Raw genomic sequence first — 24,856 nt, 5'->3', positions numbered from 1 at the left:
CAAAAGCGGAACTGAGAACCACACGCGACCCGCTTGTGGTTCTCAGTTCCCGCTCTTGCTCGGGAATATGACCGCCAATACAACGTCAGATGTGAACATGCACCGCGCGCTGTGGCCACAGGCAGGTACAACCAAAGTGCTGTGCTTCGCACCGAAGCTCTCGTTCACGTACCGGCCGAACGCGAGCCCGCGCGCAAGCCGTGTCGGCCCCTGCGCCATTGCGGGGCACGAGCTGTCGAAGCCGTACAATGGCAGAATGTCGAGCTCGCCCACCAGGTAAGTCGTCGGCCGCGCGGCAAGCTGTTTCCGCAGCTGCTCGACCGACTGCTTTGCCGTGTACCCGGTGCGGTTCCTCAAACCGTACGGCCACGTGTCGTATGTCGTGCAGTCCTCCGAATCGCCGTAGCGTCCGAATGGCGGCGGTGGATTCGCCTGCGGCGGCGGAATGTATCCCGGCGGCAGCGACGCCACGTTCTGCGGAAGCGCGCTCGACCTCGGCCGCAGACTGTCGGGGTAAGCGTACGAGGACGGATTCGCCACGACGTAGGTTATCGGCACTACAAGCCGGTCGTGTATCTGATTCGCCATCTCGTAGCGATTCACGTACTGCCCGCCCGCGGAGTGACCGGCAATCACGATGCTCCGCAGATTCGGAAAGGTCTCCCTGCGGGCGAGCTTCCTCAGAATCTCGTCGGCGACATCGAACGACGTGATCTGACGATTGCTGAGCGCACCGGCGCCGGAGCGCCACGTCTCGCCGCTGCAGCTGCTCCAGTTGATCTCGTTCGCGGCAAGGGTGTCGCGGCAGCTGCCTCCCTCGTTTGCCGCGAATCGAGGGGAGATGACAATCGTGTTCTCGAGGGCGCCCGCGAGAAACGTAGCGGCAAGTGCGTGGCGGAAATAATTGTGCGCGTCGCGGCCCGCGCCATGCACAAGAATGAACGCGCGGGTGATGGCCTCGTTCCGGGAGTCGAGGGGATAGGTGCGATAGACGAGCGTCCGCCCTGGGCCACCGGCCATCGTTACCCACTCTGTACACGCCGGCGTGGCTGTCGTGCATGGAAGTGCCGCAGCGGAATTCAATCGACCGGGCAGCACCATCGCCGCCACCACTGGGAGTGTAACGACGTAGCCAAATCGGATCATTTAGGCTCCTCCGGGATTTCGACCAGTTTCATACTCGATCATATTCGATACGTGACAACCCATCGCGCAATCGTCGACGCTCTCTCGCGCGCCTCGGCCGCGGGTGAGTCGGTCGTTCTGGCAACCGTCGCTCGCGTCACCGGCTCGAGCTACGGTGGCGTGGGCGCTCGCATGCTCATCCGGGTTGACGGGTCGACTGTCGGACTCGTCAGCGGCGGCTGTCTCGAGTCCGACCTCGCCGAGCATGCACGGCGGGTACACGAAACCGACCGCGCGGAGGTGGTGAGGTACGACACGCGCGACGACGAAGACGCCCCCTGGGGACTCGGGCTCGGCTGCAACGGATTGATCGACGTGCTGCTCGAGCCGCTCCAGCCCCCGCGCGCGAAGTATTTCGCAAAGTTTCTGAGCCGCGCTCTCGACGCGGATCAACCTTCCGTCCTGGCGACGGTGATACGTGTCGCTCCTGCCGGCGCCAACACGTCGTTTGTCGACACTGAGGCAATTCTGGGCGGCGACAGCGAGACTGCAGGGGCTGCCCCATCGATTGGAGCGCACGCGCTGTTCACCGGCAACAGGATCGAGAAAAGCGGCGAATGGGGGAGCGGCAACACGCTCGCGAGCGCCACGGCCGACAGCGATGAGGCCCTCACCGCCGGACGCCACGGACTGTATCGCGAGTACGGTCCGGTGGAAGTCGCATTCGAGGTGGTGGCCCCCGCAGTACGGCTCGTGATTTGTGGCAGCGGGCCCGATGTCATCCCTATAGCTCGCTTCGGCTCCGAGCTCGGATGGGATGTGACGGTCGTGGATCATCGCCCTGTTGACGCTTCACACGCCGCGCGTTTCCCCGGAGCGCGTGTGGTGGAATCCGCCGAACCTTCACGCCTTGCCGATGTGGTGAGCCTGACTCCGCGCACGGCGGCAGTTGTCATGTCCCACCATATCAGCCGCGACACGGATTACGTCGGAGCTCTTCTCGACAGTGGCGCGGCGTACATCGGCGTGCTCGGCCCCCGCGCGCGCACCGAGCGAATGCTGGCAGATCTCAGCGGGCGGAGAGGCGCGCCTGTAGCGCCGGGCGGGCCGCTCTTCGCTCCCGTTGGAATCGATATCGGAGGCGAGGGCCCCGATGCGATCGGGCTCGCCATCGTGTCGGAAATCTCTGCGGTGCTGAACGCGCGGAGCGCAGGGCACCTAAGAGATAAGGCCGGACCCCTGCACGGAAAGGCAAACCTGGGAAGTCACAGATGAAGCGCAACGTCGGCGCCGTGATTCTTGCGGCTGGCCCGTCCACGAGGCTCGGCTACTCGAAGCAGCTCATCATCAATGAGGGTGAGCCGCTCGTGCGGCGCGCCGCCATCGCTGCCGTTGAAGCCGGCGCGTCGCCCGTGATCATCGTGCTCGGCGCGGAGGCCGAGGAGATAACGCCGGCGCTTGCGATGCTGCCGTCGGTGACGCTGGTCATGAACGACGAGTGGGAGACCGGGCTCGCTTCATCTCTGGCCACCGGCCTCCGCGCTCTTTATCAGAACGTCTCGTGCGACGGCGCGCTCGTGATGCTCGCCGATCAACCGCTCATCGACGCAGCGGCTCTCACACAGCTGCTCGATGCGTTCAACGCCGACGATCGCATCATCGCCTCCGAGTACGACGACACGATCGGAGTGCCGGTGGTGATCGGCCGTGAGCACGTTCCCGATCTGATGGCGCTCAAGGGCGACGCCGGCGCCGGCGCCTGGCTTCGCAAGCGGATCGGTCAGGTGAAGCGAATCCCGATGGCCCATGCCGCGCTCGACGTGGACACGCCATCCGACGCGGAACGCCTCACGCGCTCCGCGGGACGCCGCAAGAGTCGCCTACCGCGCGACGACAAAGAGTAGACTCCGCCATTTGCCGGTGAGGCGGGAGATCAAAGCGTATCGTCCCGGCTCGAAATACCGCGTGATGACATAGCGCTCTCCGGGTGCGACGAGAAGCGCGCCTCCCCAGGGCACGCCCCGACGAGGTGAGCGAAACCCTTCGTCGAACCAGCGCTGCTCGTCCGCCACCTTGACCCCCGCGGGCAGACGAACGATCAACCCCTGCTCGGCGGTAGACCCCGTGTTTTCGATTCCGATTTCCCGCCATCCCGCCGGGACGGGCTGATCGAGGGAAATATCGGATTCCGAGATCGTGATCTTCCGCGCGACAGTCGGGTATCCGGCGGGGCTCCTCGATCGCCGGCGCACCGGATGAGCGTCGACGATTCGGAACATTCCCTTGTCCAGATGCTGCACGGCATCCTTTCCGGGGTATCCGCAGAGAATCATGTAATGACCGGGCGGCAGGCGCACGGTGAGGTCGGTCGAATCGCCAGGCGCGACGGGCGCGGGTCCGGACGTGAAGGTCAGCCAGCTGGGCGCCGGTGAGCGACTTGCCCGCCACGTGAAGAAGTCCGTCGCCGTCCTGCCTCCTCCCAGCCGGTAGAAAGCGGCGTAATGCGGCTCCGAGCCGCGATTCACCAGGCGGACTCTGACAATGCCTGAAGGCAGGCGCAGCGGGGTCTCGAACGAATAATCCCGCGCGACCAGACGGACGATGGAAGCTCTATTAGCAGCGACAGGCTGGGCAGCGGCCGGTAAAGCTCCGGCAACTGCAGCAAACAGCAGGAAACTGCCGAGCGGGACTCTCATTGTTGTGACCGCAGAGTTTACAAGGATTTGAGCGATCCCGGCACCAGCCTTTGAATCGTTACAAAACTCTGTGCTTCGGCGACGGGATCGCTCCACATCGAACGATCTTCCAGTCATTCCCCGGAGCAGCGATGGCCGCAACGTACTCGGCCGAGTAGTCGACGAACTGCACCGTGTGATCGGTTGTTATCTGTCGATCTCCAAGAGCCCGCCACACGCTGGTGCCCAGCGCCTTTGCGTACGCTTCCCTTCGCACCCACATGCCGAGGAACTTGCGGCTTCGCGCTTCGTCCGGCGTTGCCGCGATTTCCTCGTGCTGCGCGGGAGAGTAGTAACGCTTTGCGAGCTCGATTGCACGAGGCATTTCTCGCACCCGCTCCATGTCCACGCCCAGCGGCCGCCGCGCGACGCCTAACAACGTGAGATCGCCCGAGTGCGTGAGATTGAAGTCAACTGTGCGCTTGCCCGCAAGCACCGGCTTTCCGGCCCCCTCGATTGTGAACTGAATCTCCTGTGGCGCGATGCCGATGTAGCCGGACAGGAGCTGGCGCAGCATTCCGCGCGAGACGATGTACTGCTTCCGGGCGGGAACATGGCTGAACTCATCCGCCGCCCATCGATCGACCGGAGACAACAGGTCGAGGATTCGCGCGACCTCGCTGTCGTCCACGGAGAGAGAGGTCTCCCACAGGTGGACTTCGTCAGCCGGGAGGTCACGCATCGAGATCGATTATCTCCACTTCCGCGAATCCGTCGACGATCGTGAGCCGCGCGACGCTCGGCATCAGATTGAACCGTCGCGGGCCGGCCGCACCCGGATTCACCACGAGACGATCGCCCGCGCGCTCGACGATCTGCCGGTGACTGTGCCCATAGACGAGCACGTCTCCCTCGTAGGCGGCGAGAACCTTTGCGGGCGTCGGCACGCCGAGCTCGTTGCCGTGACTGACATGAATCACCAGTCCGCCAATCTCGAGTCTCAGCCCGAGAGGCAGGTCGGGATCGCCCATAGGATCGGTATTGCCGCGGACGGCTTTTACGGGAGCGATCTCCGCGAGCTCCTCGAGAACTCCGTCGCCGACGTCGCCAGCGTGAATGATCAGGTCGACACCCTCGAGCGCACTATGCACTCCGGGCCGCAGGAGCCCGTGCGTATCGGCGATGAGCCCGATCGTATGCCGCACCGGGGGACTCGTAGCAGGGTCGCTCATTCGCTCAAAAATAGTTGATCAGCGAGTATTGGAAGGCCGGCGCTTGGAGACTCCAATCGTCTTGATTTCTAAGGAGAGGAGCGCGGGTGCGAGGTGACAGGAGCCGAGCCTCGCAGGTATCAGGTGAGGTGCGAGCCTTTGCTTCTCTGAGGCCTGACCTGCGACCTCGCGACCTGGATTCCTCTGGCCTCGAACCCGCGATTCCCTCTTTTGATCGTTGCACTTCGCCAAAAGACGCAGCATTCAATGGCGTGGCCGGGCCTCCCCTACGCAAATCGCCGTATTATTCGCGGTATGACATGGGAACGGCTCTCCCTCGCCCTCGCGCTCCGCTCGGTGATTCGTCCCACTCTCGCCCGCGACCTGCTGGTGGTAGCGTGGCGGTTCCGGGCGCTGGAGTGGTACGCGCGCCCGCCGTTCCTGCCGCTGCCCGATACGACATACCTCAGGTGGCGGATGTACACGGCCTACGGGGATTTCGACGCCGTGCCTAGTCCTGAGGAAGTGGAGAGGTACGTTCGCTGGGCAGCTTCAACTACAACTGCCACCTAGCAAGGTGACTGACCGCGGGCTGCTGACCAATCTCATCAAGGGGCAGGCGCTCGGCCTGGGGTTCGATCTGGTTCGCGTCGCCGCGCTCGGGCCGGCCGGGACGGCGGGGGCGTTCGAGGATTGGCTCGGGCGCGGTTATGCCGGCGAGATGACGTACCTGCCGCGCGGCGCGGAGAAGCGGCGCGATTCCCGGCTTCCTTTTCCCAGTGCAACGAGCGCGATCGTCGTCGGACTGAACTACGGCGGCAAATCGCCCAGTGGTCCCATCGCCCGATATGCGCGGGGTGACGACTACCACGAGGTGATGTGGAAGAAGCTCGACTTGCTTCACGAGTGGATCGAAGAGCTGCTCGGGCGACCGGTGCGGGGCAAGTCGTACGTCGACACCGGCCCGATTCTCGAGCGCGACCTGGCTCGCAAAGCCGGGCTCGGCTGGTTTGGCAAGAATACGAACCTCATAAATCCGGAGATCGGCTCGTTCTTCTTCATCGGGTCCCTGCTGGTCGATCTCGAGCTCGAGCCGGACACACCGTTCGAGGCGGATCGCTGCGGAACGTGCACGCGCTGCCTCGACGCCTGCCCGACTCAGGCGCTGGTGGAGCCGCGGGTGCTCGATGCTACGCGCTGCATCTCGTATCTCACGATCGAATCGCGCGAGGCAGTTCCTGAGGATCTGCGCGAATCGCTGGGCGAGCTCGTCTACGGGTGCGACATCTGTCAGGACGTCTGCCCATGGAACGTAAGCTTCGCGCGTGAGCTGACCGAGCCGGCACTGGCGGCGCGCGCCGGGATGGAGGCGCCGCGGCTCACCGAGCTGATGCGAATGTCCGATGCGGGCTGGCGCGAATTCTCGCGCGGCTCCGCGATCAAGCGCGCGAAGCGGTCTGGCTTTCTTCGAAACGTTGCCGTAGCCCTGGGGAACAGCGGATCGCCAGAAGCAATACCGGCGCTGAGTGAAGCACTATCAGACGAGGACCCCCTCGTGCGCGAGCATGTTGGGTGGGCAGTGGACAGGATTCAAGAGCGCTTCACCCAAACGGCGAGGCTCGGCTAGCCGCTCCGTTTGGTTCCTGACCCGGTGGGGCGTCGTCTCATGGCGGCGACGTAGCTCCGCAATACGGCATTCATTCGTGATTGGTAGCGAGGACCCGCCTTCCTGAACCAGGCGAGCACGTCCTCGTCCACGCGCAGCGAAATGGCCTCCTTGCGCACGGGTACAACAAGCCTCGCCGAATCCCAGAAATCGGCCGGCAAATTCGCGAGCTCGGGAGGCGAGGTCCGAGCAATTTCTGCGTCGCTCATCCGCCTTAGATACTCAAGGTTTGCCCGGCCTCGGCTCGGTCGTTGGGGGGAATGCTTGGGCATAGGCTCTTCGCTCTCCTCTATTGCTCCCACGTGCGGAAATGATGCGTCTCTCTACTTCTCCGGATTCAAAGCGCCGATCGGTATATACAACGGTAAGGCAGAACCCATCGGTGACCCCAGTCGCTATCACGCGTCGCTCGCCGTAATCCCGTCGCGTATCATCGCGTTCCAGCGTCGTGCCCTCGAAGATCTGCGTGGCGAATTCGAAGTCGAATTGGCGCCGACGAAGATTGGCCTCGTTCTTTAGCGGGTCCCAAGTGAATCGCACTGTGAATATACAGACGTATATACATCATCGGCAAGAGTCTAGGTGACAACGGTATGGGGTGGGTTAATTACTCGAGCATGCGAAAACTTTCCGTGCAATCACTTCTACGCGGCGCAGCTAAACGACGACGTTCTGGAGCTGAACGACGACGTCCTGGAGTGGACCGTGGCAGCTAAAAGCTAGGGCCTATTTAACCCACCGCTCTTCCGAGTAGTGACGCTCGTCGCACAGAGCAGCATGTCCACAACGAGTCCGTAGACGATCAAAACGCTTGTCACGGCTTCTCCTCGAGGCGCCTTTTCAACATTCGTCGCATTCGCTTCAGATCTTTCCTGCTCAGCTCCCGGTCCGACACGATCTGGGCGAACATCCGCTCCGCCGAGCCGTGGAAGATCGCGTCGCGAATTCTCGTTAGTGCGCTACCGCCCGCTTTTTCAGCTTCGACCAGTGGGAAATAGCGGTATGCACGGCCGTCCGGCTCGTGCCGGACGTATTCCTTTTCCTCGAGGATCTGGAGCAGTGAGAGGACGGTGGTGTAGGCGAGCTCGTCGTCGAGCGCGTCGCGGACGTCGGCGACCGTGGCTGAGCCGAGGCGCCAGAGGACGCTCATCACTTCGAGCTCACGGGGGGGGAAATAGATGTCGGCCATGCTGCCGTCGAAGGGTTGGGTAGCGTCTCCGTTACTACGGGCTTCCTAGTAGGCTACGGTACCGGCGGCGGGTTGTCAACTAGTTTTCCCGTAGCTGGTCGCTGAGGCAAACGGGCCCCGAGCCTTCTGATACGGGCACTCCCGTCAGCTCAGCGCTTCTTTCCCCGGCGCTTGACTGGCGGCGGCGAGGTACTCCGCGGTCTCTGACGCGATGTGAGTCGCGGCGAGCTCGACACCGATGTCGGGGAGGGCATGAATGATCACCCACCCGCGAACGAACGGGCTGTCGAACACATATCCCGATCCGCTGTCGGTGCGGACGAGGTGGCCCTCGTCGAGAAGCGCCGCGGCTGCGTTCGTGATGCTCCCTGAGCTCTCCAGTGAAAATCTCTTCCGGGTGTCTGCGGTAGTGAGCCCGGCCGAGCTGCCGGCGGCGGCTCGCAGCACGTTCTGCTGCAGCGAAGTGAGCGTGTCCCACCAGTTGCGGATGCTGTCGTCCTGATCCTCGATCAGCTCCACATAGCTGGCCGCGACTTCTTCATAGCCGATGGTATTCTCCACCGCCCTGTCCACGCACTTCCGGGCGAGCTGCACGATGTCCCGCGTGCGCGGACCGGTGAGATTCACGCACGCGGCGCCCGCGAAGCTCGAGGTGAGGCCGGCCGTCTGCATTCGCTGATCGATCCAGCTGGACATGTGGTCCCTGTCGATCGGCCCGAAGTGATGCTGGTCGAGCATCTTGTAGAAGGCACGCCCGCTGCCCAGCATCGCGCGAATGAGGTGCTCCTCCGACCCGGCGAAGATATAGCTCACTTGCTTGTGCCGCTGAACGATGCCGCGCAGGTGCCATTCGGCGTCCTGCCCGCCGAACTTCGTGATGTCCTGGAATTCGTCGAGGACGAGGCCGACGTTCGTCTTCTTCGATGCGGCGAGGGCTTCGAGCCCGTCCAGAACCTGCGCGAGACTTTCGCGCTGCGCCTCGAGACTCGCTTGGCGAAGCCCGACATCGAAGCTTGGGAGCATGAATCCCGTCGTCGGATCGGGCGCGAGCCTGATGCTTCCCTGAAGGCGACCGACGAGATCCCTGGCAAGGTCACGCCACCCCTTTCCAATAGACCGTGTCGCGCTGGCGAGAATCCGGTTGCCGATGTCGGTGACGGTGGAGGCGGTGGAGATGTCGGCGATGAGCGCGTGGCCGCCCCCTTTGTTGATCGACCGCACGACGTTGTCGAGCGTGGAGCTCTTTCCCATGCGGCGCGGGCCGTACACCACCATCTTCGCAGCGGGCTCGCTCAGGATTCCGGCGAATTTCTCCAGCTCGCCCTGGCGATTGGTGAAGTACTCGCCTTCGACGGTTCCGTGGATTCGAAACGGGTTTTGCTTTGCCATATTACCGGCCGCGGGACGGGTGCGCTGTATTGCGGCACAGGTTATAATGTAATTCGTGGAAGTTTATAAAGAGAAGTATTTTACTTTATAAACCTAAACTTTGGAATTGGACAGTAACCCCTAATTCGCTGTCCCACACAGACTTAGGCTGGAAGCCGGCGCGGGTAGCTCTGGGGGTTGGCACGCAGCGGGGAGCTGCAAGCAGGAACTGCGAGCAGGTAACGGCCAACTGGTACGGATACGGGTAACGGACTACCGGTGACCGGGGAGCTTACTCGCCCCGAAGCCGTGGCCCGATGTGCGACCGGTTCCGAACTCCCATCTTCACGAAGATCTTCTCGGTGTGCCGCCGGGCAGTATGCGGGCTCATGCCGCACGACAGCGCGATCTCCTTCGTCGATTCCCCGCGCGCAAGGCAGCGCGCAACCTGAATCTCGCGCTCCGACAACCCGAACCTCTTCTGCAACGCCTCGTCGGACAGCCCGGCGGGCGAGATGATCAGCTGCAGCGAGATCGCCACCCGGACTTCGGCTCCCAGCAGCTCGCGCCCCAGAAAGCTCCCGCGGAGCTCATAGCTCGACGTCGGGGTGACGATCTCACGCCTGACCTGAGCCCCGGCAAGAGCCATGACGTTCCCGTGACGGTCGCGAGTCAACGTGCCCAGCTCGGCGACGATCTCCGCAATTGCCGCCTCGGCTTCGGGCTCGACGGGCTTGCCGGTGACAGTCGCGGTGAACGACGGGTTCTGGTGAATGGCCCGTCCCTCCAGATCCACGATTCGTATGCCTTCGATCAGCGAGTCGAGGTGGCTCGACAGGCTCACGCGCTGGTGCGAGTAGCGCACGAGATCGCGGACGCCCGCCTTGAAGGCTGGAAGCAGCAAGCCGAGGAACGCGAGCCCGCGAACACCGAACTGAGTCGTGCCCGTCCGCTCCTTATGGAAGAAAAGCGTCGCGGGTTTGGGGAGACCCGGCACCTCGACAGTGAGGCCCATCGAATCACGAATTCCGTTGGGCACCAGAAACCCGCGGTGAATCTCGCTCTTGTAGAAATCCGGAAGCGCCCGGCCGTGCAGCAGCTGGCGGTTCCACACCTCTAGACCGAGCTTCTCGCGTTGGATGCGCCCGGTGTCGATCGCCCGGTAATGCTGCATGTACGCGTCGAGCGTCGCCTGCGGGTAGTCCTCGCTGTACATCTGCGAAATCTTGGGCATCTCCAGCTCGAACGATGCCTTGTCCGCGCCGAGCAGCTCGCAGAGCGTGCGTGCTACATCGCCACGCCAGGCGTTGGCGTCGACCGCGTCGAGCGGTGAGAGAAGCACGGCAAGCGCCGACTGCAGCGCAGTCTGCGCGCGAGGGTTGAGCGGGACTTGAGGACTTTCAGTCTCCCGCTCCGGCTCTCTTCTGATTTTTCTCCACTCGCTACTCGCGTGGGTCATCCGCTCTCGGTTCGGTGCCGCAACTTTCCAGAACAACGACGCCCGGATTACATGAGATGCAACGACACTGGACACGAAGCCAACCGTGGCCAGGGGTAGTCGGGGAGGAATCCTATTGTAAGCATCCTCTTGGATTATTTCCAGACCTTTCCCGGCCCAGCAGCCCGCAGGAGAGCAAGATGGTTGCCGCGGGGCCTAAAGCGCCCATCGGTTTGAAATCACCGGCCGCGGGGGCCAAGATGCCGACCTCCGGGCCTCGGCTGCCGGTCGCCGGTTACCGCTGGCCGGCTACCGGAAGCGTCCGCTCTACTCGCCCCTCAGCCTGGGCCCCAGCTGCGAGCGGTTCCTCACGCCGAGCTTGTTGAAGATCCTCTCGGTGTGCCGTCGCGTGGTGTGGATGCTGATGCCGCAGGCGTGCGCAACGTCCCTGGTCGACTGTCCCTGCGACAGCCGGCGCGCGATCTCCAGCTCCCTCGGCGTCAGCTTGAAGCGCGCCTGCAGTGTGCTGTCGGATAGCGGCGTGTCGGGCGCGAGCCGCTCGAGCGAGATCGCAATCCGTCGCTCGGCGCCGAGCAGCTCTCGGCCGAGGAAGGTCCCTCGAAGCTGGTAGCTCGCGGTATTGGTATGGATCTCCTGCGTGATACGGTCGCCTGCCAGCGCGGCGCCGATGTCGCTCGGCTCGCCCGACAGCTGAACGAGTGTCGTGATGATCTCGCTGATTGCTCTCTCCAATCGCTTGGGAGATTCTTCCGCGGCGAGCGCAGTCGTGAACGCTGGATTCTGGTGCACCGTCGATCCGTCGAAATCGCAGATCCTGATTCCGGTTGTGAGCTCGTCGAGGTGAGTCGTGAGACTCTGGCGCTGGTGCGAGTAACGGACGATGTCGCGGACACCCGCCTTGAACGCGGGCAGCAGCATCGAGAGCAGAGCGATTCCGCGCTCGCTGAACTCCGCAGTGCCGGGCTTGTCGCGGTGGAAGAACAGAGTGGCGGGCATCGATGCGCCGCGAACTTTCACCGTCAGTCCCATCGAATCGAGAATGCGATTCGGGACCAGGAAGTCGTGGTGGATCTCGCTCTCCCAGAAGCTGCGCAGGTCGCGTCCGTGCAGGAGCCAGCGGTTCCAAACTTCGGCGCCCAGTGCATCGCGGCGGTGCCGGCCGATGTCAATGTCCTTGTAGTAGTCGACGTAAGCATCGAGTGTCGCCTGAGGATAGTCCTCGCTGTAGAGCCGCGGGATGCCGGGCATCTCGAGCTGGAACGAGGCGCGGTCGGCGCCGAGCAGGTCGCAGAGGATCCGGCCGACTTCGCCGCGCCAGGTTTGTGCATTGATCGAATCGAGTGGTGAGAGCAGCACGGCAAAGGCTGCGCGCAGCGCGTCCTGCTCGCGCTGGGTGAAGCCGATGGGCGTGATTTCCTCGGACGGCAGCCGGGACAGCAGGGGCCGTGTGACGCTGCTCATTTTATCCTGTTTCGATTGTTGCGCGATGCGTCGGGAATGCCCTGGTGCCATGATTGACGAATGCAGGAGAAGGGACGCAACGGTTCTGGACGAAAAGACGGCCTCTCGAGAGAGGCCGCCGCAGTTAATTGGAAATACGCAAGGGAGCCCATGCTTGTCCAGATGGGCGCCAGCGGACGGCTGACTTCGAGCGGCGAGCCGTGAAAGTCCATCCCCTGCCACGGTGAAATTCAGGCCCGGCCCGGATGTCTGCAAGAGGTGGTCCGGGCACGCGGTCCGCGCCCCGATTCCGACCTTTAGAAAGGGCTTAATCCCCCTCTGGAAGAGATCCGCGTCGATGATCACCGCGCACTCGCCCGTCGATGCATGCAACCCCGCGGTTACTGCTGCCTGGTGGCCGAAGTTGCGGGAAAAGTGGAGAGCGGTGAATCGCGGGTCGCTCGCGCAAAGTTCGTCGAGCATTTCGGCCGAGCGATCCTTGCTGCCGTCGTTTATGAGGATGACCTCGAACGTCCCGAGCGGGTCCAGCACCGGACAAGCCGTGTTCGGAGCTCGTCGATCGCCGCCTCTTCGTTGTATATCGGCACGATCAGCGACAGCCGCATCGGGATAGGGGCTGAAGTCATCGCTGTCTCATCGGTTCCACGGCATGGGGTATTCTGGCGCACGGGTGCCTCTGGTGTCCAGATTTCATGCCCCCAACCAGTCGGCCGCGGTTCTTGACCCAACCACAAGCCCTGACCGATCCACACAAGCACGACTGGAGGCCGTGGCTCGTCGCGTTTGTCGCATTTACCGCAGCCGTCTCTACGCAGCACGAGATGTGGCGTGATGAGGTCCGTGCTTTTTCGGTCGCGACGAATGCCGGGTCCTGGTTGCAGCTCTTGCACGACAGCCAGGAGGACGGACATCCGATCCTTTGGTACGCGATACTGCGGATTGGATACGGCCTGACCCATTCGACGCTCGTCCTGCCGGTCGCATCTCTCGCGATTGCCGCAGCGGCTGCATTTCTGATGTTGCGGTTTGCTCCATTCCCGTTCTGGATGCGAGTTCTCGCAATCTTCGGCGCGTTCCTCGGATACGAATACAGTGTGATGTCGCGCAATTATGGCCTCGGCATTCTGCTAATGTTCGCGGCCTGCATCTTTTTTTCAACCAGAAAGAGACAGCCGACTCGACTTGGCATTATCCTCCTGCTGCTCGCTAATACAAGCGTCCATGCTGCCGTCGCCAGTCTTCTGCTCCTGCTGGTGTGGCTGATGGATTTTTTCAACCCGGCCCACAGGCCCTTCCTCCTGACCAGGTCGTCGGTCGCAGCGATTTGTATCGCCGTTGGCGGAGCGGCCTTCGGTTTATGGAGCGCCCATCCGCCGCCTGAGATGTCGTACGCATTCTCGGTTGGCCAGCTGCGCGTGACCGATGTTCTCGCGACGATTCTTTCGGATCCTGGCTTGGCTCTCATGGGATGGGGAGGCACGAACATCGCGGCTGCCGAACAGATTCCGTGGGCGAGTGTTGGTATGAACCCGGAGCTCGCGTCTCGTGTAATTGTCGATATTGCACTTGCCTCTATCGCGTGGTCACTACGCCGAAATCTCCCGTGCCTCACCGCGGCGATCCTGGCGGTGTTTGGCTTCGAGGTGCTATTCCGTCTGGTTTATGGAGGAGGGCTCAGACACGAGGGATTCCTCGCGTTCATACTGATCTCCTTGTGTTGGATCGCGACCGCGGAAGCACAGCGTCGCAACGCGCCCGAGCGCGCTAGCTCGATTCCGCTTGGATTGATCCCGCTTCTCGTCGTACAGACCGCGGCGCTGCCTTGGATAGCGAAAAGCGAGATAGACCGACCCGTGTCATCGAGCAAAGCATTCGCAGCCTTCATCCGCCAGAGTCCCCACCTCCGGAATGCTATTCTTGCAGGCGAGCCCGACTTCATGATGGAACCGATGCCCTATTATGTCGGGAACCGAGTGTTTATGCCGCGGCAGCGAAACTTCGACTATCGCGCCCATTTTGATCGTGGTATTCGCCGCAAGCTAAACCTCGGGCTCGGAGAGCTGGTTGATCTGGCTGATAGCCTGGCATGCGCCAATGGTCAGCCGGTTCTGCTGGCGATCGGACCATACAACCTGCTCACCGACCCCGCAGGCCAAACGCCCGTCAATTATCCGCCGGCCGTGTTCAGGTGGAACGATGCAGAGCGTTCAAGGCTCTTCGACAGAGGAAAGCTCGTATTCTCGTCGTTCGGCGCAATGATCAACGAGAACTACAACGTGTTCGAGATCCCACCTTCGTGCTGACCATCAGCCCTGAGCCATTGCGATCGAGGTGCGGTAGAAGCTGTCATCGCGCACGCATAGTGGTTCTGTGGTTGATACCCGTGACAGCTGCGGAGGCTTCCGCGCAAACTGATGGCACGCCATCCGCGGCGACGCCAACCACCCTAGCGCGCGCGCCCTATCTTCGCCGCGGTGATGAAGTGGAGCAGCGGTATCAAGTCCATCGGGAACGGTTGGAGCGCTTCTTCAACACGTTCGGCTCAACACTGGACAAGGACGCACCCGAGCTTCGGCAGGCGATCATGCCGCCGGCGCCCGTTCCCTTCGGCTATCAGATACTGCCGATCCTGAAGGCGGATCCGCCCCCGGCCCGAAGCGCTTCACGTTTTACGCTCTCCCCCTTTAGCTGGAGCCGCACCGACAGCATGGTCAGTCGCGGAGAGCAGCGGCTATCCGCTCTTGAAGCGAGGCTCGATAATGCGGTGCGGGCGGATAGCGACGCCCGACGCAACCAGTACCAGCTGATCGTCGATGAGTACAAGAAGCTCGTTGACGGCCAGAAGCTGATGGCGAGCACGGTTCAGTACAATCGACTGTGGCAGAGCGAAATCGCGCGATTTACGCAACGCTACAGGGACGCTCGAATCCTCCAGGATGATGTGGTGACACGTCAGGCGCTTCTGGACTCGTTGTCACATGCTGGGGAACATCGCGACAGTATGCTGCGGGCCCGGGCCGACTCGCTCACGCGGCGGATTGCTGAGGCAATTCGAAAATCAGCAACTCCGGATTTTGTGCGGCGCGATCACCCGAGTGCACACGAATGGATCCTTTCAGTTCCCCTGTACACCGACATCGTTGATTCTGCTTTCGTCGAATCGGCACGCGCCGCGATCGAGGATGGGTGGTACGTGCGGGATGGCGAGGACGAGTTCCGGGTGATGCTGGATGTGCGCCGCGTGCGGCCTTCGCAGCTATATCCGAATGGAGAAGTGCCGGCGAACGGAGCGCACATTGTAATTCCCGAGCACGTCAAGCGGTTCCCTCCTGACGGCGCGGTGCTCACTACCGGCGGTAATCTTACCTACCTATTCGGACGGAGCATCATTCTGGGGCCCCATTCGATCGCGCACGGCACTCTCGTTCACGAGTTCGGACACATACTCGGATTCAAGGACGCGTACTTCCGCAGCTTCGAGGATGGAGGTGAAGACGGATACAAGGTACTTGAAGTAATACTGGGTCCTGATGACGATCTGGGGGTGCCAGCAAACGGAAGAGCGACCCGTCAGCACTTCGAGGTGATTCTGCAGGAGAAGCCGCAGTAGCAGGAACGCTCACGACGAGGGTGCCTCGATTGCAGGGTTCGTTTCGATCACGTAGAGCAAGGGCGTTCCCATTCGTTCGACTACGTGCAATACCCTGCCCGGATAGTTGAGATGTTGATTCCACCGCGTGATCGAGAGAATCACGTTCGGATTCTGGTCGAGTCCGACCTGGACAAAGCGCCGGGTGGATGGTCGGTCGGCGGAAAAATAGTATCCTGTGAGAAATGGGTTGCTCGTGTTGCCGACACGAATCGACGCAGGCGGAGCGTCAGGCCTGTAATTCTTGCTGAGCCAGTCGACCCCTTCCTTGTACGATACTCCCCAGTATTCTGTCTCGAATCGGCCGTAGGCCCCGCGAATTCCTCCAGACGACCGGTTGAAGAACGCGTACTCGTACGGGTAGAGCCTTACCATGTCGATGATTGTCGCCGCGGCAATGACTACGAGAAGCAAGGCTGCCGCCATCCTTGATATCGGCGGGAGCGCCCGCGAAAGAAGCCACCATATGGCCACTCCTGAAAGCACGGCAAGCGGCGGTATGACGAATAGGAACAGCCGCGTCCCATCGTACACGACGGGGCGCACCACGAGTGCGACAACCAGCGGGAAGAGTGCGGCGAACACGCAGAACAAGAGCTTGGCGACGGCGTCCGTTTTCACTTTGCCGTCACCATGCCGATTATGAATCATCAGCATCACGAGACCAGCGATGCCGGCAACCATTCCAACGACGTAATACTCCGGGAGCATGACCAGAAACAGGACAGGCAGATAATGCCAAGGGAGAGAATCGGCCGGGGTGTAAGTGCCCTGGTATAAATTCGTCCACTTGGCGCTACTGTAGCTCGCACTTTTCTGGATGCCCGCCAGCGGATTCGCGATCGGATCGAGCTGCGCGAATGGCCACCAGACCAGCATCACCGCCCAGGCGAGCGCGACGATCAGGATCATGGCCACAAGCGTGTCGCGAACGTCGGTCGCTACGATGGCTGTTCTCAGTGAGCGCTGTCTAGTGTACCGAACCAGATACCACAAGCCGACCAGCACTACCAAGTATCCGAACAGGATGACTCCGCCAACCCGAATGCCCAGAGCCAGTCCAATCGCAATGCCAGTGACTACGACGGCTCGGGCTCGAGGGGCCGGTAATTCGTCGTAGAGCCGAACCAGATAGTACACGGCCACCAGAAAGAAGACTGCAAATGGCAAGTCCTTAGGATTGATGAACGAGTGGCCGAAGTACGTCGGTGTGAGCGTCAGGATCAATGCGGAAAGAAATCCCGCCATCGGTCCGGCGAGAAGCCTGCCCAATCGGTAGGCAAAGAAGATCCCGAGGAGCCCGGTCATCGCGATTACCAGATGGCCACCCTCGTACGGGCCAAATGGCAAATGATCGGAGACGAGTATGGATATCGTGTTGAAGAAGTGGCCGTACAGGTACTCGTCCAACTGAGTCCGCATGATCGAGTAATCACGAAAGCCGGACGTGTACCACCTGAGGAAATCGGTGCCCTGCGTTCTGGAAAACTCCTCGTCCCAGGAGACGCCGTAGTCGCGAAACGTGAGGAACATTATTACGGCGACCACAACGAGGAGAATCAGCGTAGCTGTGTCCCACGGATCGCGCCTGCGCAACCAGCTCACCATTCAGGAGAACGCGTCAGCTTGAATGCCTATGACTGCTGGAGATACAGCAAGTGCTTCATTTCACGCCTCCCGCGGCGGCCGCTGTCCAGGATGAGTCCACAGGTGATGCTGATGAACGCCAGAATCATCAATCCTGTTGCCAGAATTGCCGTCGGAAAGCGAGGGACAAGCCCGGTCTCGATGTAAGTGACCACGATTGGATACACGAGCACTGTCGATGTCACAGCCAGCATGAGAGCGATCGCCGAGAAAAACTGGAACGGCCTCACTTCCTTGTACAAAATCATGATCCGCCAGAGGATCATCGAGCCGTGACGGTACGTGCGGAGCTTGCTCTCCGAGCCTTCCGGGCGCGCGCCATACGGGGATTCAATCTGCCCGACAGGCATCGACAACTCGAGAGCGTGAACAGTCAGCTCCGTTTCAATGTCGAAACCAGTTGACGCGGCTGGAAAGGATTTCACGAAGCGGCGGGAGAAGGCCCGGTAACCGGAAAAGATGTCCTGAAACGAGCTGTTGAAGAGAGTCTCGAGTATCCGGTTGAACAGCCGGTTCCCGAACTGATGCCCTGCTCTGTATGCGGCCACTGCCTCCGATTGGCGATTTGCGACGACCATATCGAGGTTGCCGCTCGCGAGCCGATCGATCATCTCGAGTGCAGACCCGGCGTCATACGTCGCATCCCCGTCCACCATGACATAAATGTCGGCATCCACGTCCGCGAACATCCGGCGAACCACGTTCCCTTTCCCTTTCCGCGGCTCGAAGCGGACTACGGCGCCAGCAGCTCTGGCTACATCGGAAGTGCGATCCGTCGACGCATTGTCGTAGACGTAAACGGTCGCACTCGGCAACGCGGCCTTGAATTGCTTCACGACCGTGGCTATTGCAACCTCCTCGTTGTAACAAGGCACGATCACGGCAATACGCGGAGACTCGGTGATTTGCCTGCTCATCGTGTATCGTTCACTTGCGGAGGTATTCTCGTCGCGTATGCACGGGCAACGGAATCGCCTGGTGCGAGTGCCAGGATGTCCCGGACGAGTGAAGCGAGCTTTGCGTTATCGCCGGTCGCCGCGTAGAGCTCGAGTAGGGCATGACGCGCCTCAAGATCGCCGGGACTGAGAACAACGGCTCGCTCGAGGTGAGAAATGGCTTCCTTGGGGCGGCCGTGACGCGCGAGCCAGCGGGCATAAAAGCTGTGTCCCGCTTGATAGTTCGGATCGAGGTGCAGCGCGCGAAGAAACCATCCCTCGGCGGCCGCTGTGTCGCCCATCGCGTCCGTGACTATCCCGAGATTAACATGCAGCGTCGGGTAGTTGGGGTTGAATACGTAGGCCCTCGTGAAGTAGTCCCTCGCGACCGTGTAACGACCCTGTCGCATCTGCGTGAGGCCGTAATTCATGAGACCGCGTCCATTTCTCGGACTCTTGATCGTGACGTCAGCCCAAAGCGTTTCTTCATTGAGCCAGACGCGATTTCGATTGTAGGTAGCAATCGCGTGAATTCCCAGGATCAGCGCGCATGCAGGCAATGCGAACGTTCCGATTGCGCGTCGAAATGACGCGTTTTTTCTGGCCGCACGTTGGAAGAGCACGACGGCCCACCAGACTATGGCCGCGGTGAAGCCCATGAACGGGAAGAAAACGCGGTGGTCGTTAGTGGTCTCCCCGATGGGAAAGATCGTGGACGATGGAACCAGAGCTATCCAGAACCATGCGATCCCGAACGCCACCGGTCGCAGCTCACGGCTGCGCGACGCGCGCCACATGCAGACAACGGACACGGCGAGCAGCACCAGCCCGGCGAAGACGCGAGCATCAAGCCAGCTCGTGAACGGCTTGAGATCCGTATCGGCTGATAACCCGCTTGGAAAAAAGAAGAGCCGGACGTACCGAACCCAGACCCAGGTTTCGGTCGCGAGATAATCCATCCGACTTCCACCGCCGTAGGTCTGGCCGGGGGGATTCATCCCCTCCACGAATTTGTACATCACGACGGCCATGAGGAACGCTGGCACCGAGCGAAAGAGGACGCTGCGCACCTGCGGCCAGCCGCGCCGACTGAATATTTCCGCAAGGGCGAGCTGCTGTTCGATTAGCAGCAGGTAGGCGAGAAATAGCGGCGCGAACATGACAGCCGGTGTCTTGGCCAGTGCCCCAACAGCAGGAGGAATCAGGTACACGTAATACCGGCGCCATTCCGGCTTCTGGATGTAGACAATGAATCCGCCCAGCACGCCGAGCCCCGAGAGTAATTCGGAGCGGGCGGAGATGTAGTTGACTGTCTGGGTATTGCCCGTGTGGATGCAGAAGAGCGCGGCCGCAAACAGCGCGGCCCCTTCGGCCGGGCGGGTCTCGCCGGTGTCGCGAAAGATGTGGCGGTAGAGCAGCCAGAGCAGCGTTCCCGTCGCCAGCAGCAGGACGATCTGGGTGACGTGAAACTGCACTGGATTCAAGCCGCCGGCACGCCAGTAGTCGAACGCGTACGTGACGGCGTTTAGAGGCCGATAGTTCGCGTTTGGAAGGTAGGTGCTGAAGGTCCGGGCATCCGTGAAGAAGCGAGGGATGTTCGCGAGGTCCCGGATGAACAGGTTATTGACTATTAGGTATGCTTCGTCGAAGTGAAACCCGTTGTGAAAGGAGTTGGAATACGCAGAGAGGATCAGAACGGTGGCGGCGAGGGCCGCAGCGACGAAGGGTCTGCGGGAAGCCTCCCGGCTCACGGCCCCTGCTTAGCCTTCTGCGCGCGCGCCCAGGCGAGGTTATTCCGTGCGGTGGCGAAGTTGGGATCCAGCTCGACGGCTCGACTGAGGACAATGATCGCTTCGTCCCATTTTTTTTGATCGTTCAGCGCGCTGCCAAGGTTGTTGTACCCCACGGCGTTGTCAGGAGCGATCTCGATCGATTTGCGAAACGACTGTTCGGCTTTGTCGTACTCTTTGGTCTTGTAGTAATAGTTCAGCCCTTCGTTTGTGGCCTGCGTGAAGGCTGCCTGAGCTTCCTTGCTCAGCGGTGGTGCTGTCGGAGTCGCAGCTGCCGGCACCGGTTCGGGCGTGTTTGAGGTTTGCGGGTTGTTGTCCCGGCCGCGGCCGATATACACGAGAACAGCGAGGACTATGAGGCCGGCAATGATGACGTCGGCTCTTTGCCACCAGGGTTTGGCAGCTGGAGTGTTCGCTTCGGATTGCTGTCGATCTGGCTCTATTGGCATAGCAGGATTACCGATTGAGTGCGTCAAAAAGGCGAATCGGGCAAGGATAAGAAGCGCCCGGCGAAATTGCAATCAGAGACCGTACTCGGGTCGTGTGAAGAAGAACCCCGGCAGGTTGGCCCCCGGGGTCCCATTTGCTAGTAAGTATGCGCCTGATATGGTTGGAGTTTCGGCGGCGGTTCGACGCAATACGCATACAGCAAAATGATAAGGATGCAGTTCTGAAATGCGATGAAACAACGGACGCTGGCATTGATATGCATCGCAGAGCGTGGAATGAAAGAGGCCTTTATGAGGGCCTCGATCATCTATTCAAGGCTTTCGCGTTGCTCACGTGCTAAGAGGTCGCCCCGCTGAAGCATGCCTTCGGCGCGCCGGCGGGGTCGCTTACGTCAAAAGCTCAACGCACCACGTGACCCAGTAGCCGTGGCGCCGGTCATTCTGGATTGGTCGCCAATTTTAACGGCGATTGGAATAATCATCTAATGGGATAAACTGCCTATGTTGTTACCTTGACCGAGATGGGTCGGCCTGTCCGCTCCACTGCGCCTCTCAGTCGGTATGTCTCTACTTTTAACCGGTCTGTCCAAATTCTGAGGGATCAATGATCCGCTTCTTTTCTCATTTCCCGCTCTCACCCGGCAAGGTGATCGTCGCCGCTGTCGCGCTCGCTTCGGGAGTAGCGGGATGTGGCGATCGCTCGCCCGCGAGCAGCGATTCGGCCCAGACCGGGATGCCCGACCTCAATTCAGACGCTGCCCAAATGGCGCTGGGGCTTGAGCTCGTCAACCGCAACGATCCCAACAAAGCCGCGGAGGTATTCCGTGGGATCTTGCAGCGGAATCCAACGCACTATGGTGCTCGCTTCCAGCTTGCGGCAGCTCTCGACCGCGCCGGAAAACCCGCCGAGGCCCGGGCGATCTGGATAGTTGTGCTTGGCGCAGCGGAAAGCGTAAAGGATACGGTCACCGCCCAGACCGCCCGGATGCGTTTGGCACAACCCGATACGGTCAGCGAGGCGGGGATGATGAGTGAAGGGCTGAGCCTTTTGTACACCCGGAACGATCCGGCGCTGGCGGCCGAACAGTTTCGGAAGGTGCTTGAAAGGAATCCGACACACTATGGTGCGAATTACCAGATTGCAGTCGCGCTCGGACGTTCCGGAAAGTCAGCGGAAGCGAGACCGTATTGGGAAAAGGTTCTCGCGATGGCCGAGAAGATCAAGGACCGGGCGACGGCCGACACAGCCAGGGCCAGGCTTGGGCGATAGACAGGCTCGAGCCATAGCGGAATGAGCGAGTTTCAACAAGGTGACTATCGGCGCTGCGTAGCTGGCGGCCGCAGTTCCAGTGGCGCTTGTGGCGGGAATACCTCTCATTAAAAGGCGTTGCAGCTGCTCTCTCCTCCGCCGCTGATCGCGTGATACCCAACGCCACCGCGGATGCCGCATCTGGGTAAGGCTACATTCAGGACGAGCGCGACAACGAATCGGGATAGGGAGTAGAGGAGGATAGCTCCTCTACTTCCCTCTCACACCACCGGACATGCGGGTCCGCATCCGGCGGTTCAGAGTATTGAGGTTTCGCGAATACATAGGCGCGGTACGCCCAGTGACTCGAAGTACCGACCCGGAAGAGCGATGTTGAGCGCCTTGTGCGCTGCCACATGCCACCAGCTTCGCCCGTAGCGTGCCGCGATCCAAAGAGCAGCTCCGCCGACTCCGCGACGCTGCAACTCTCGATACATGGTCCGCCCGCGCTTCCACTGTTTCAGCATGAGCATGCGCAGCCGGCGATGAAGCCACTTGTCCACGTCCTCAAAGACTGCGGGCGTGTCGGCGAGGCGGAAATATTCCTTCCACCCCACCAAGTAACTCCGCAGCGCCGCCACTACCCGCTCGATGCTGCGTCCACCGTTCCGGCTCGTGATCCGCCGGACGCGCTCTTTCATTGTCATCAGGGCTTTTGGTGCCACACGGCGTTTGACCACCCGTCCCGGAGCTACCCAGAAACCGTAGCCCAGAAACGCGCGCTCCCACACCGGCGCCACCGCACTCTTGGATGTGTTGACTCGTAACCTGAGCTTGACGTACAGTCTGACCAAGCCCTGCATCACGCGCTCCCCCGCTCGCTTCGACCGCACGTACACATTGCAGTCATCGGCGTAGCGCACGAAGCGGTGCCCGCGCCGCTCAAGCTCCTTGTCCACTTCATCCAGCAGCACGTCGCCAGTAGCGGCGACAGCGGTCCGCCTTGCGGCGTTCCCTCGTACCGGTCCAGCGCCACCCCGTTCACCATTATTCCGGCTTCGAGATAACGCCGAATGAGTTTCAGCACCCGTGCGTCCGCGATCCGCTTCGCCATCTTCCCCATCAGCACATCGTGGTTAACCCGGTCGAAGAACTTCTCCAGGTCTACATCGACCACCCATCTGCGGCCCCCTTGCACATACCGCTGCGCCTGACACACTGCATCGTGTGCCCTCCGCCCCGGCCGGTAGCCGTAGCTGTGTTCCGAGAAAGTGGGATCGATCTCTGGCTGCAAGACCTGTAACACGGCCTGCTGGATGAACCGATCAAGCACGGTCGGAATGCCTAACTGCCTCATCCCGCCGGCCGGTTTCGGAATCTCGCACCGCTTAACCGCGCTCGGCTGGTAGCGACCTGCAAGCAATTGCCCGCGGATTACCCCCCAGTGTTCACGCAGATAGGCGGGGAGTGCTTCCACCGTCAATCCATCCACGCCCGGACTTCCCTGATTCTGCTGCACGCGCTTCAATGCCCGCAGCAGATTCCTCCGCCCGACAACTCGCTCCATCATCTGCAAGTCGTCGTCTGCTGAGCGCACGTCTCCTCGCATCGCCAGCGTGGTTTCACCGCTCCGCTTTCCTATCGGGGCTTCACCCCTGTCCTCCAGCGGCAGCTCGAACTGAGCGTTCGACATCTGCATGACCTCGGCGTGGTGCACGGTCGTATCGCTCTCCTCTCTGTTCGGCCCTTCGCGAGTGGAGCGGTCCACCTTCCCCGAAGTCCCCCGCTACTATGGCCTCTGCTGACTTCTCGCTCCGTCGCGTCAATTGCCCGACGCTACGTCACCCTTTCAGATGTAAAGCGAGATCTCCCTAGGTAATCCCATTCACTGTCCCTACACGAGCGCCGGATCTACGCAGCCTGACTCTTGATCGCGAGAGCTTTGCGGCCATCGGCCCGCTCGCCCTTGTCGGCCACGCCTCATATCCGATTCCTGTTCGTCGGCCCGCAGGTCTCGCTACTCCGCTTCTTTCAGTGACTCGCTCACGCTCATCACCTTGCGGTTCGCTCGGGTTGCTGCGATCAACTCCCCAGAGGACTTTCACCTCCAAGTGAATGGTCATGCTGGGCACACCGAAACGCCAAACCGCCCCCACGGCCAAGGGCCATGGAGGCGGTTCAACACATGATTTCAGTTCAGGCTAGATCGCGTTCACGCAGATCGCGTACGTCGTCACCGTGACCGACTGGCCACTGAAGCCGCTGATGATAACTGCCGAGGCCGTCCAAGAGTTGAATGTTGGGGAGGGGGTCGGGAATGTCCGGAACATCACGACCTGGCTCCGGATATCTGTATTGCTCGTGGTGATTTCGCCCCCACCGCCCGTGACACGCTTCCCGGCCGGACATGTTGCTGTCGCCTGCACCAGCACGTCCTCGTTCGTGCTCGAGGCCATTGTGGTACTGGCGGTCACGACTTGGATGCCGGAGACTCCGTTAGTACCAGTCGCGCCCGTCGCTCCGGTTGCACCGGTTGCGCCAGTTGCGCCAGTTGCTCCAGTTGCTCCAGTTGCTCCAGCGCCAGTCGCGCCAGTTGCGCCAGTTGCTCCGGTTGCACCCGGCGTTCCGGCTGTTCCAGTGGCGCCAGTTGCACCCGGCGTTCCGGCTGTTCCAGTGGCGCCCGGATCACCCGTCGCACCTGTGGGACCAGTCGCTCCGGTTGCACCCGGCGTTCCGGCTGTTCCAGTTGCGCCCGGATCACCCGTCGCACCTGTGGGACCAGTCGCTCCAGTTGCACCCGGCGTTCCGGCTGTTCCAGTTGCTCCAGTTGCACCCGGCGTTCCAGCTGTTCCAGTGGCGCCCGGATCACCCGTCGCACCTGTGGGACCAGTCGCTCCGGTTGCACCCGGCGTTCCGGCTGTTCCAGTTGCGCCCGGATCACCCGTCGCACCTGTGGGACCAGTCGCTCCGGTTGCACCCGGCG

23 protein-coding genes and 1 pseudogene are annotated in these 24,856 nt (G+C 61.5%); 7 read left to right on the top strand and 17 right to left on the bottom strand.

The genetic code is table 11. The features are described 5' to 3' along the window. Nucleotides 1–42 precede the first annotated feature (42 nt). The gene (locus VES88_18455) at nucleotides 43–1,146 is read right to left on the bottom strand and encodes an alpha/beta fold hydrolase (GenBank protein ID HYN83467.1); all 1,104 of its coding nucleotides are present in this window, start codon (nucleotides 1,144–1,146) and stop codon (nucleotides 43–45) included. 51 nt (nucleotides 1,147–1,197) lie between these two features. Here VES88_18455 and VES88_18450 point away from each other — a divergent pair, with 51 nt between their 5' ends. Then, nucleotides 1,198–2,400 carry an XdhC family protein gene (locus tag VES88_18450; GenBank protein HYN83466.1) on the top strand — a complete coding sequence of 401 codons (1,203 nt, stop codon included), beginning with the start codon at nucleotides 1,198–1,200 and terminating at the stop codon, nucleotides 2,398–2,400. Beyond that, the gene (locus VES88_18445; protein ID HYN83465.1) at nucleotides 2,397–3,029 is read left to right on the top strand and encodes a nucleotidyltransferase family protein; all 633 of its coding nucleotides are present in this window, start codon (nucleotides 2,397–2,399) and stop codon (nucleotides 3,027–3,029) included. Before VES88_18450 ends, VES88_18445 begins: the two co-directional genes overlap by 4 nt. On the opposite strand, the gene VES88_18440 is transcribed toward VES88_18445, so the two are convergent. The 3 genes from VES88_18440 to VES88_18430 are packed head-to-tail and all read right to left on the bottom strand — an operon-like array spanning nucleotide 3,006 to nucleotide 5,032. Next, entirely contained in the window at nucleotides 3,006–3,821 is an 816-nt protein-coding gene (locus VES88_18440) for a hypothetical protein (GenBank protein HYN83464.1), read from the bottom strand. The two genes, VES88_18445 and VES88_18440, sit on opposite strands and share 24 nt — an antisense overlap. Nucleotides 3,822–3,879: 58 nt before the next feature. Next, nucleotides 3,880–4,542: a 4'-phosphopantetheinyl transferase superfamily protein gene (locus VES88_18435; GenBank protein HYN83463.1), complete on the bottom strand. Its 663-nt coding sequence runs from the start codon at nucleotides 4,540–4,542 to the stop codon at nucleotides 3,880–3,882. Beyond that, the gene (locus VES88_18430; GenBank protein ID HYN83462.1) at nucleotides 4,535–5,032 is read right to left on the bottom strand and encodes a metallophosphoesterase family protein; all 498 of its coding nucleotides are present in this window, start codon (nucleotides 5,030–5,032) and stop codon (nucleotides 4,535–4,537) included. Before VES88_18430 ends, VES88_18435 begins: the two co-directional genes overlap by 8 nt. A 294-nt stretch (nucleotides 5,033–5,326) precedes the next feature. Between VES88_18430 and VES88_18425 the strand changes: the two genes are divergently transcribed. Next, complete coding sequence (locus tag VES88_18425; GenBank protein HYN83461.1) at nucleotides 5,327–5,584, top strand: hypothetical protein; 258 nt, start codon at nucleotides 5,327–5,329, stop codon at nucleotides 5,582–5,584. Nucleotides 5,585–5,588: 4 nt separating this feature from the next. Beyond that, nucleotides 5,589–6,638: a tRNA epoxyqueuosine(34) reductase QueG gene (gene queG / locus VES88_18420; GenBank protein HYN83460.1), complete on the top strand. Its 1,050-nt coding sequence runs from the start codon at nucleotides 5,589–5,591 to the stop codon at nucleotides 6,636–6,638. Here the strand turns inward: queG and VES88_18415 are convergent. The 5 genes from VES88_18415 to VES88_18395 form a co-directional block, all read right to left on the bottom strand. Next, nucleotides 6,635–6,886: a BrnA antitoxin family protein gene (locus VES88_18415; GenBank protein ID HYN83459.1), complete on the bottom strand. Its 252-nt coding sequence runs from the start codon at nucleotides 6,884–6,886 to the stop codon at nucleotides 6,635–6,637. The two genes, queG and VES88_18415, sit on opposite strands and share 4 nt — an antisense overlap. A gap of 605 nt (nucleotides 6,887–7,491) precedes the next feature. Further along, nucleotides 7,492–7,866, bottom strand: a complete 375-nt coding sequence (locus VES88_18410) for a BlaI/MecI/CopY family transcriptional regulator (GenBank protein ID HYN83458.1) — start codon at nucleotides 7,864–7,866, stop codon at nucleotides 7,492–7,494. Between the two features lie 144 nt (nucleotides 7,867–8,010). Continuing rightward, nucleotides 8,011–9,255 carry an ATP-binding protein gene (locus VES88_18405; protein ID HYN83457.1) on the bottom strand — a complete coding sequence of 415 codons (1,245 nt, stop codon included), beginning with the start codon at nucleotides 9,253–9,255 and terminating at the stop codon, nucleotides 8,011–8,013. Between the two features lie 271 nt (nucleotides 9,256–9,526). Then, a complete protein-coding gene (locus VES88_18400; GenBank protein HYN83456.1) occupies nucleotides 9,527–10,693 on the bottom strand; it encodes a helix-turn-helix transcriptional regulator in 1,167 nt (388 codons plus the stop codon). A gap of 306 nt (nucleotides 10,694–10,999) precedes the next feature. After that, nucleotides 11,000–12,154, bottom strand: coding sequence for a helix-turn-helix transcriptional regulator (locus VES88_18395; protein ID HYN83455.1), 1,155 nt, complete (start codon nucleotides 12,152–12,154; stop codon nucleotides 11,000–11,002). Between the two features lie 719 nt (nucleotides 12,155–12,873). On the opposite strand from VES88_18395, the gene VES88_18390 reads away from it, so the two are divergent. Together VES88_18390 and VES88_18385 are read left to right on the top strand one after the other, a co-directional pair. Further along, on the top strand, nucleotides 12,874–14,457 hold the full coding sequence (locus tag VES88_18390; protein HYN83454.1) for a hypothetical protein: 1,584 nt from the start codon (nucleotides 12,874–12,876) through the stop codon (nucleotides 14,455–14,457). 80 nt (nucleotides 14,458–14,537) lie between these two features. Next, nucleotides 14,538–15,764 (top strand): hypothetical protein, encoded by a 1,227-nt coding sequence (locus tag VES88_18385; GenBank protein ID HYN83453.1) that lies wholly within the window; start codon nucleotides 14,538–14,540, stop codon nucleotides 15,762–15,764. Between the two features lie 9 nt (nucleotides 15,765–15,773). On the opposite strand, the gene VES88_18380 is transcribed toward VES88_18385, so the two are convergent. Genes VES88_18380 through VES88_18365 form a run of 4 tightly spaced genes read right to left on the bottom strand, consistent with a single transcriptional unit; the run spans nucleotide 15,774 to nucleotide 20,624 of the window. Further along, nucleotides 15,774–17,411 (bottom strand): glycosyltransferase family 39 protein, encoded by a 1,638-nt coding sequence (locus VES88_18380; protein ID HYN83452.1) that lies wholly within the window; start codon nucleotides 17,409–17,411, stop codon nucleotides 15,774–15,776. 26 nt (nucleotides 17,412–17,437) lie between these two features. Then, nucleotides 17,438–18,367, bottom strand: a complete 930-nt coding sequence (locus VES88_18375) for a glycosyltransferase (protein HYN83451.1) — start codon at nucleotides 18,365–18,367, stop codon at nucleotides 17,438–17,440. Next, nucleotides 18,364–20,136 (bottom strand): tetratricopeptide repeat protein, encoded by a 1,773-nt coding sequence (locus VES88_18370; GenBank protein ID HYN83450.1) that lies wholly within the window; start codon nucleotides 20,134–20,136, stop codon nucleotides 18,364–18,366. Before VES88_18370 ends, VES88_18375 begins: the two co-directional genes overlap by 4 nt. Continuing rightward, nucleotides 20,133–20,624: a tetratricopeptide repeat protein gene (locus VES88_18365; GenBank protein HYN83449.1), complete on the bottom strand. Its 492-nt coding sequence runs from the start codon at nucleotides 20,622–20,624 to the stop codon at nucleotides 20,133–20,135. The genes VES88_18370 and VES88_18365 overlap by 4 nt, the downstream gene beginning before the upstream one ends. Nucleotides 20,625–21,228: 604 nt before the next feature. Here VES88_18365 and VES88_18360 point away from each other — a divergent pair. After that, entirely contained in the window at nucleotides 21,229–21,894 is a 666-nt protein-coding gene (locus tag VES88_18360) for a tetratricopeptide repeat protein (protein HYN83448.1), read from the top strand. A 296-nt stretch (nucleotides 21,895–22,190) separates the two neighbouring features. Here VES88_18360 and VES88_18355 read toward each other — a convergent pair whose 3' ends face one another. From VES88_18355 to VES88_18340, 4 genes and pseudogenes are all read right to left on the bottom strand, one after another. Continuing rightward, complete coding sequence (locus VES88_18355) at nucleotides 22,191–22,574, bottom strand: group II intron maturase-specific domain-containing protein (protein HYN83447.1); 384 nt, start codon at nucleotides 22,572–22,574, stop codon at nucleotides 22,191–22,193. A 120-nt stretch (nucleotides 22,575–22,694) separates the two neighbouring features. Then, a pseudogene (locus VES88_18350) lies at nucleotides 22,695–23,230 on the bottom strand (reverse transcriptase domain-containing protein). An 844-nt stretch (nucleotides 23,231–24,074) separates the two neighbouring features. Then, the gene (locus tag VES88_18345) at nucleotides 24,075–24,329 is read right to left on the bottom strand and encodes a hypothetical protein (protein ID HYN83446.1); all 255 of its coding nucleotides are present in this window, start codon (nucleotides 24,327–24,329) and stop codon (nucleotides 24,075–24,077) included. A 14-nt stretch (nucleotides 24,330–24,343) separates the two neighbouring features. Further along, on the bottom strand, nucleotides 24,344–24,856 hold a 513-nt coding region (locus VES88_18340), incomplete at its 5' end, for a hypothetical protein (protein ID HYN83445.1).

Source organism: Gemmatimonadaceae bacterium, from assembly GCA_035633115.1.
In the GTDB taxonomy this organism is placed as follows: Bacteria; Gemmatimonadota; Gemmatimonadetes; order Gemmatimonadales; family Gemmatimonadaceae; genus UBA4720.
The sequence above is the reverse complement of the archived record's forward strand: the minus strand, read 5'-3'. Positions and strand labels throughout refer to the sequence as shown.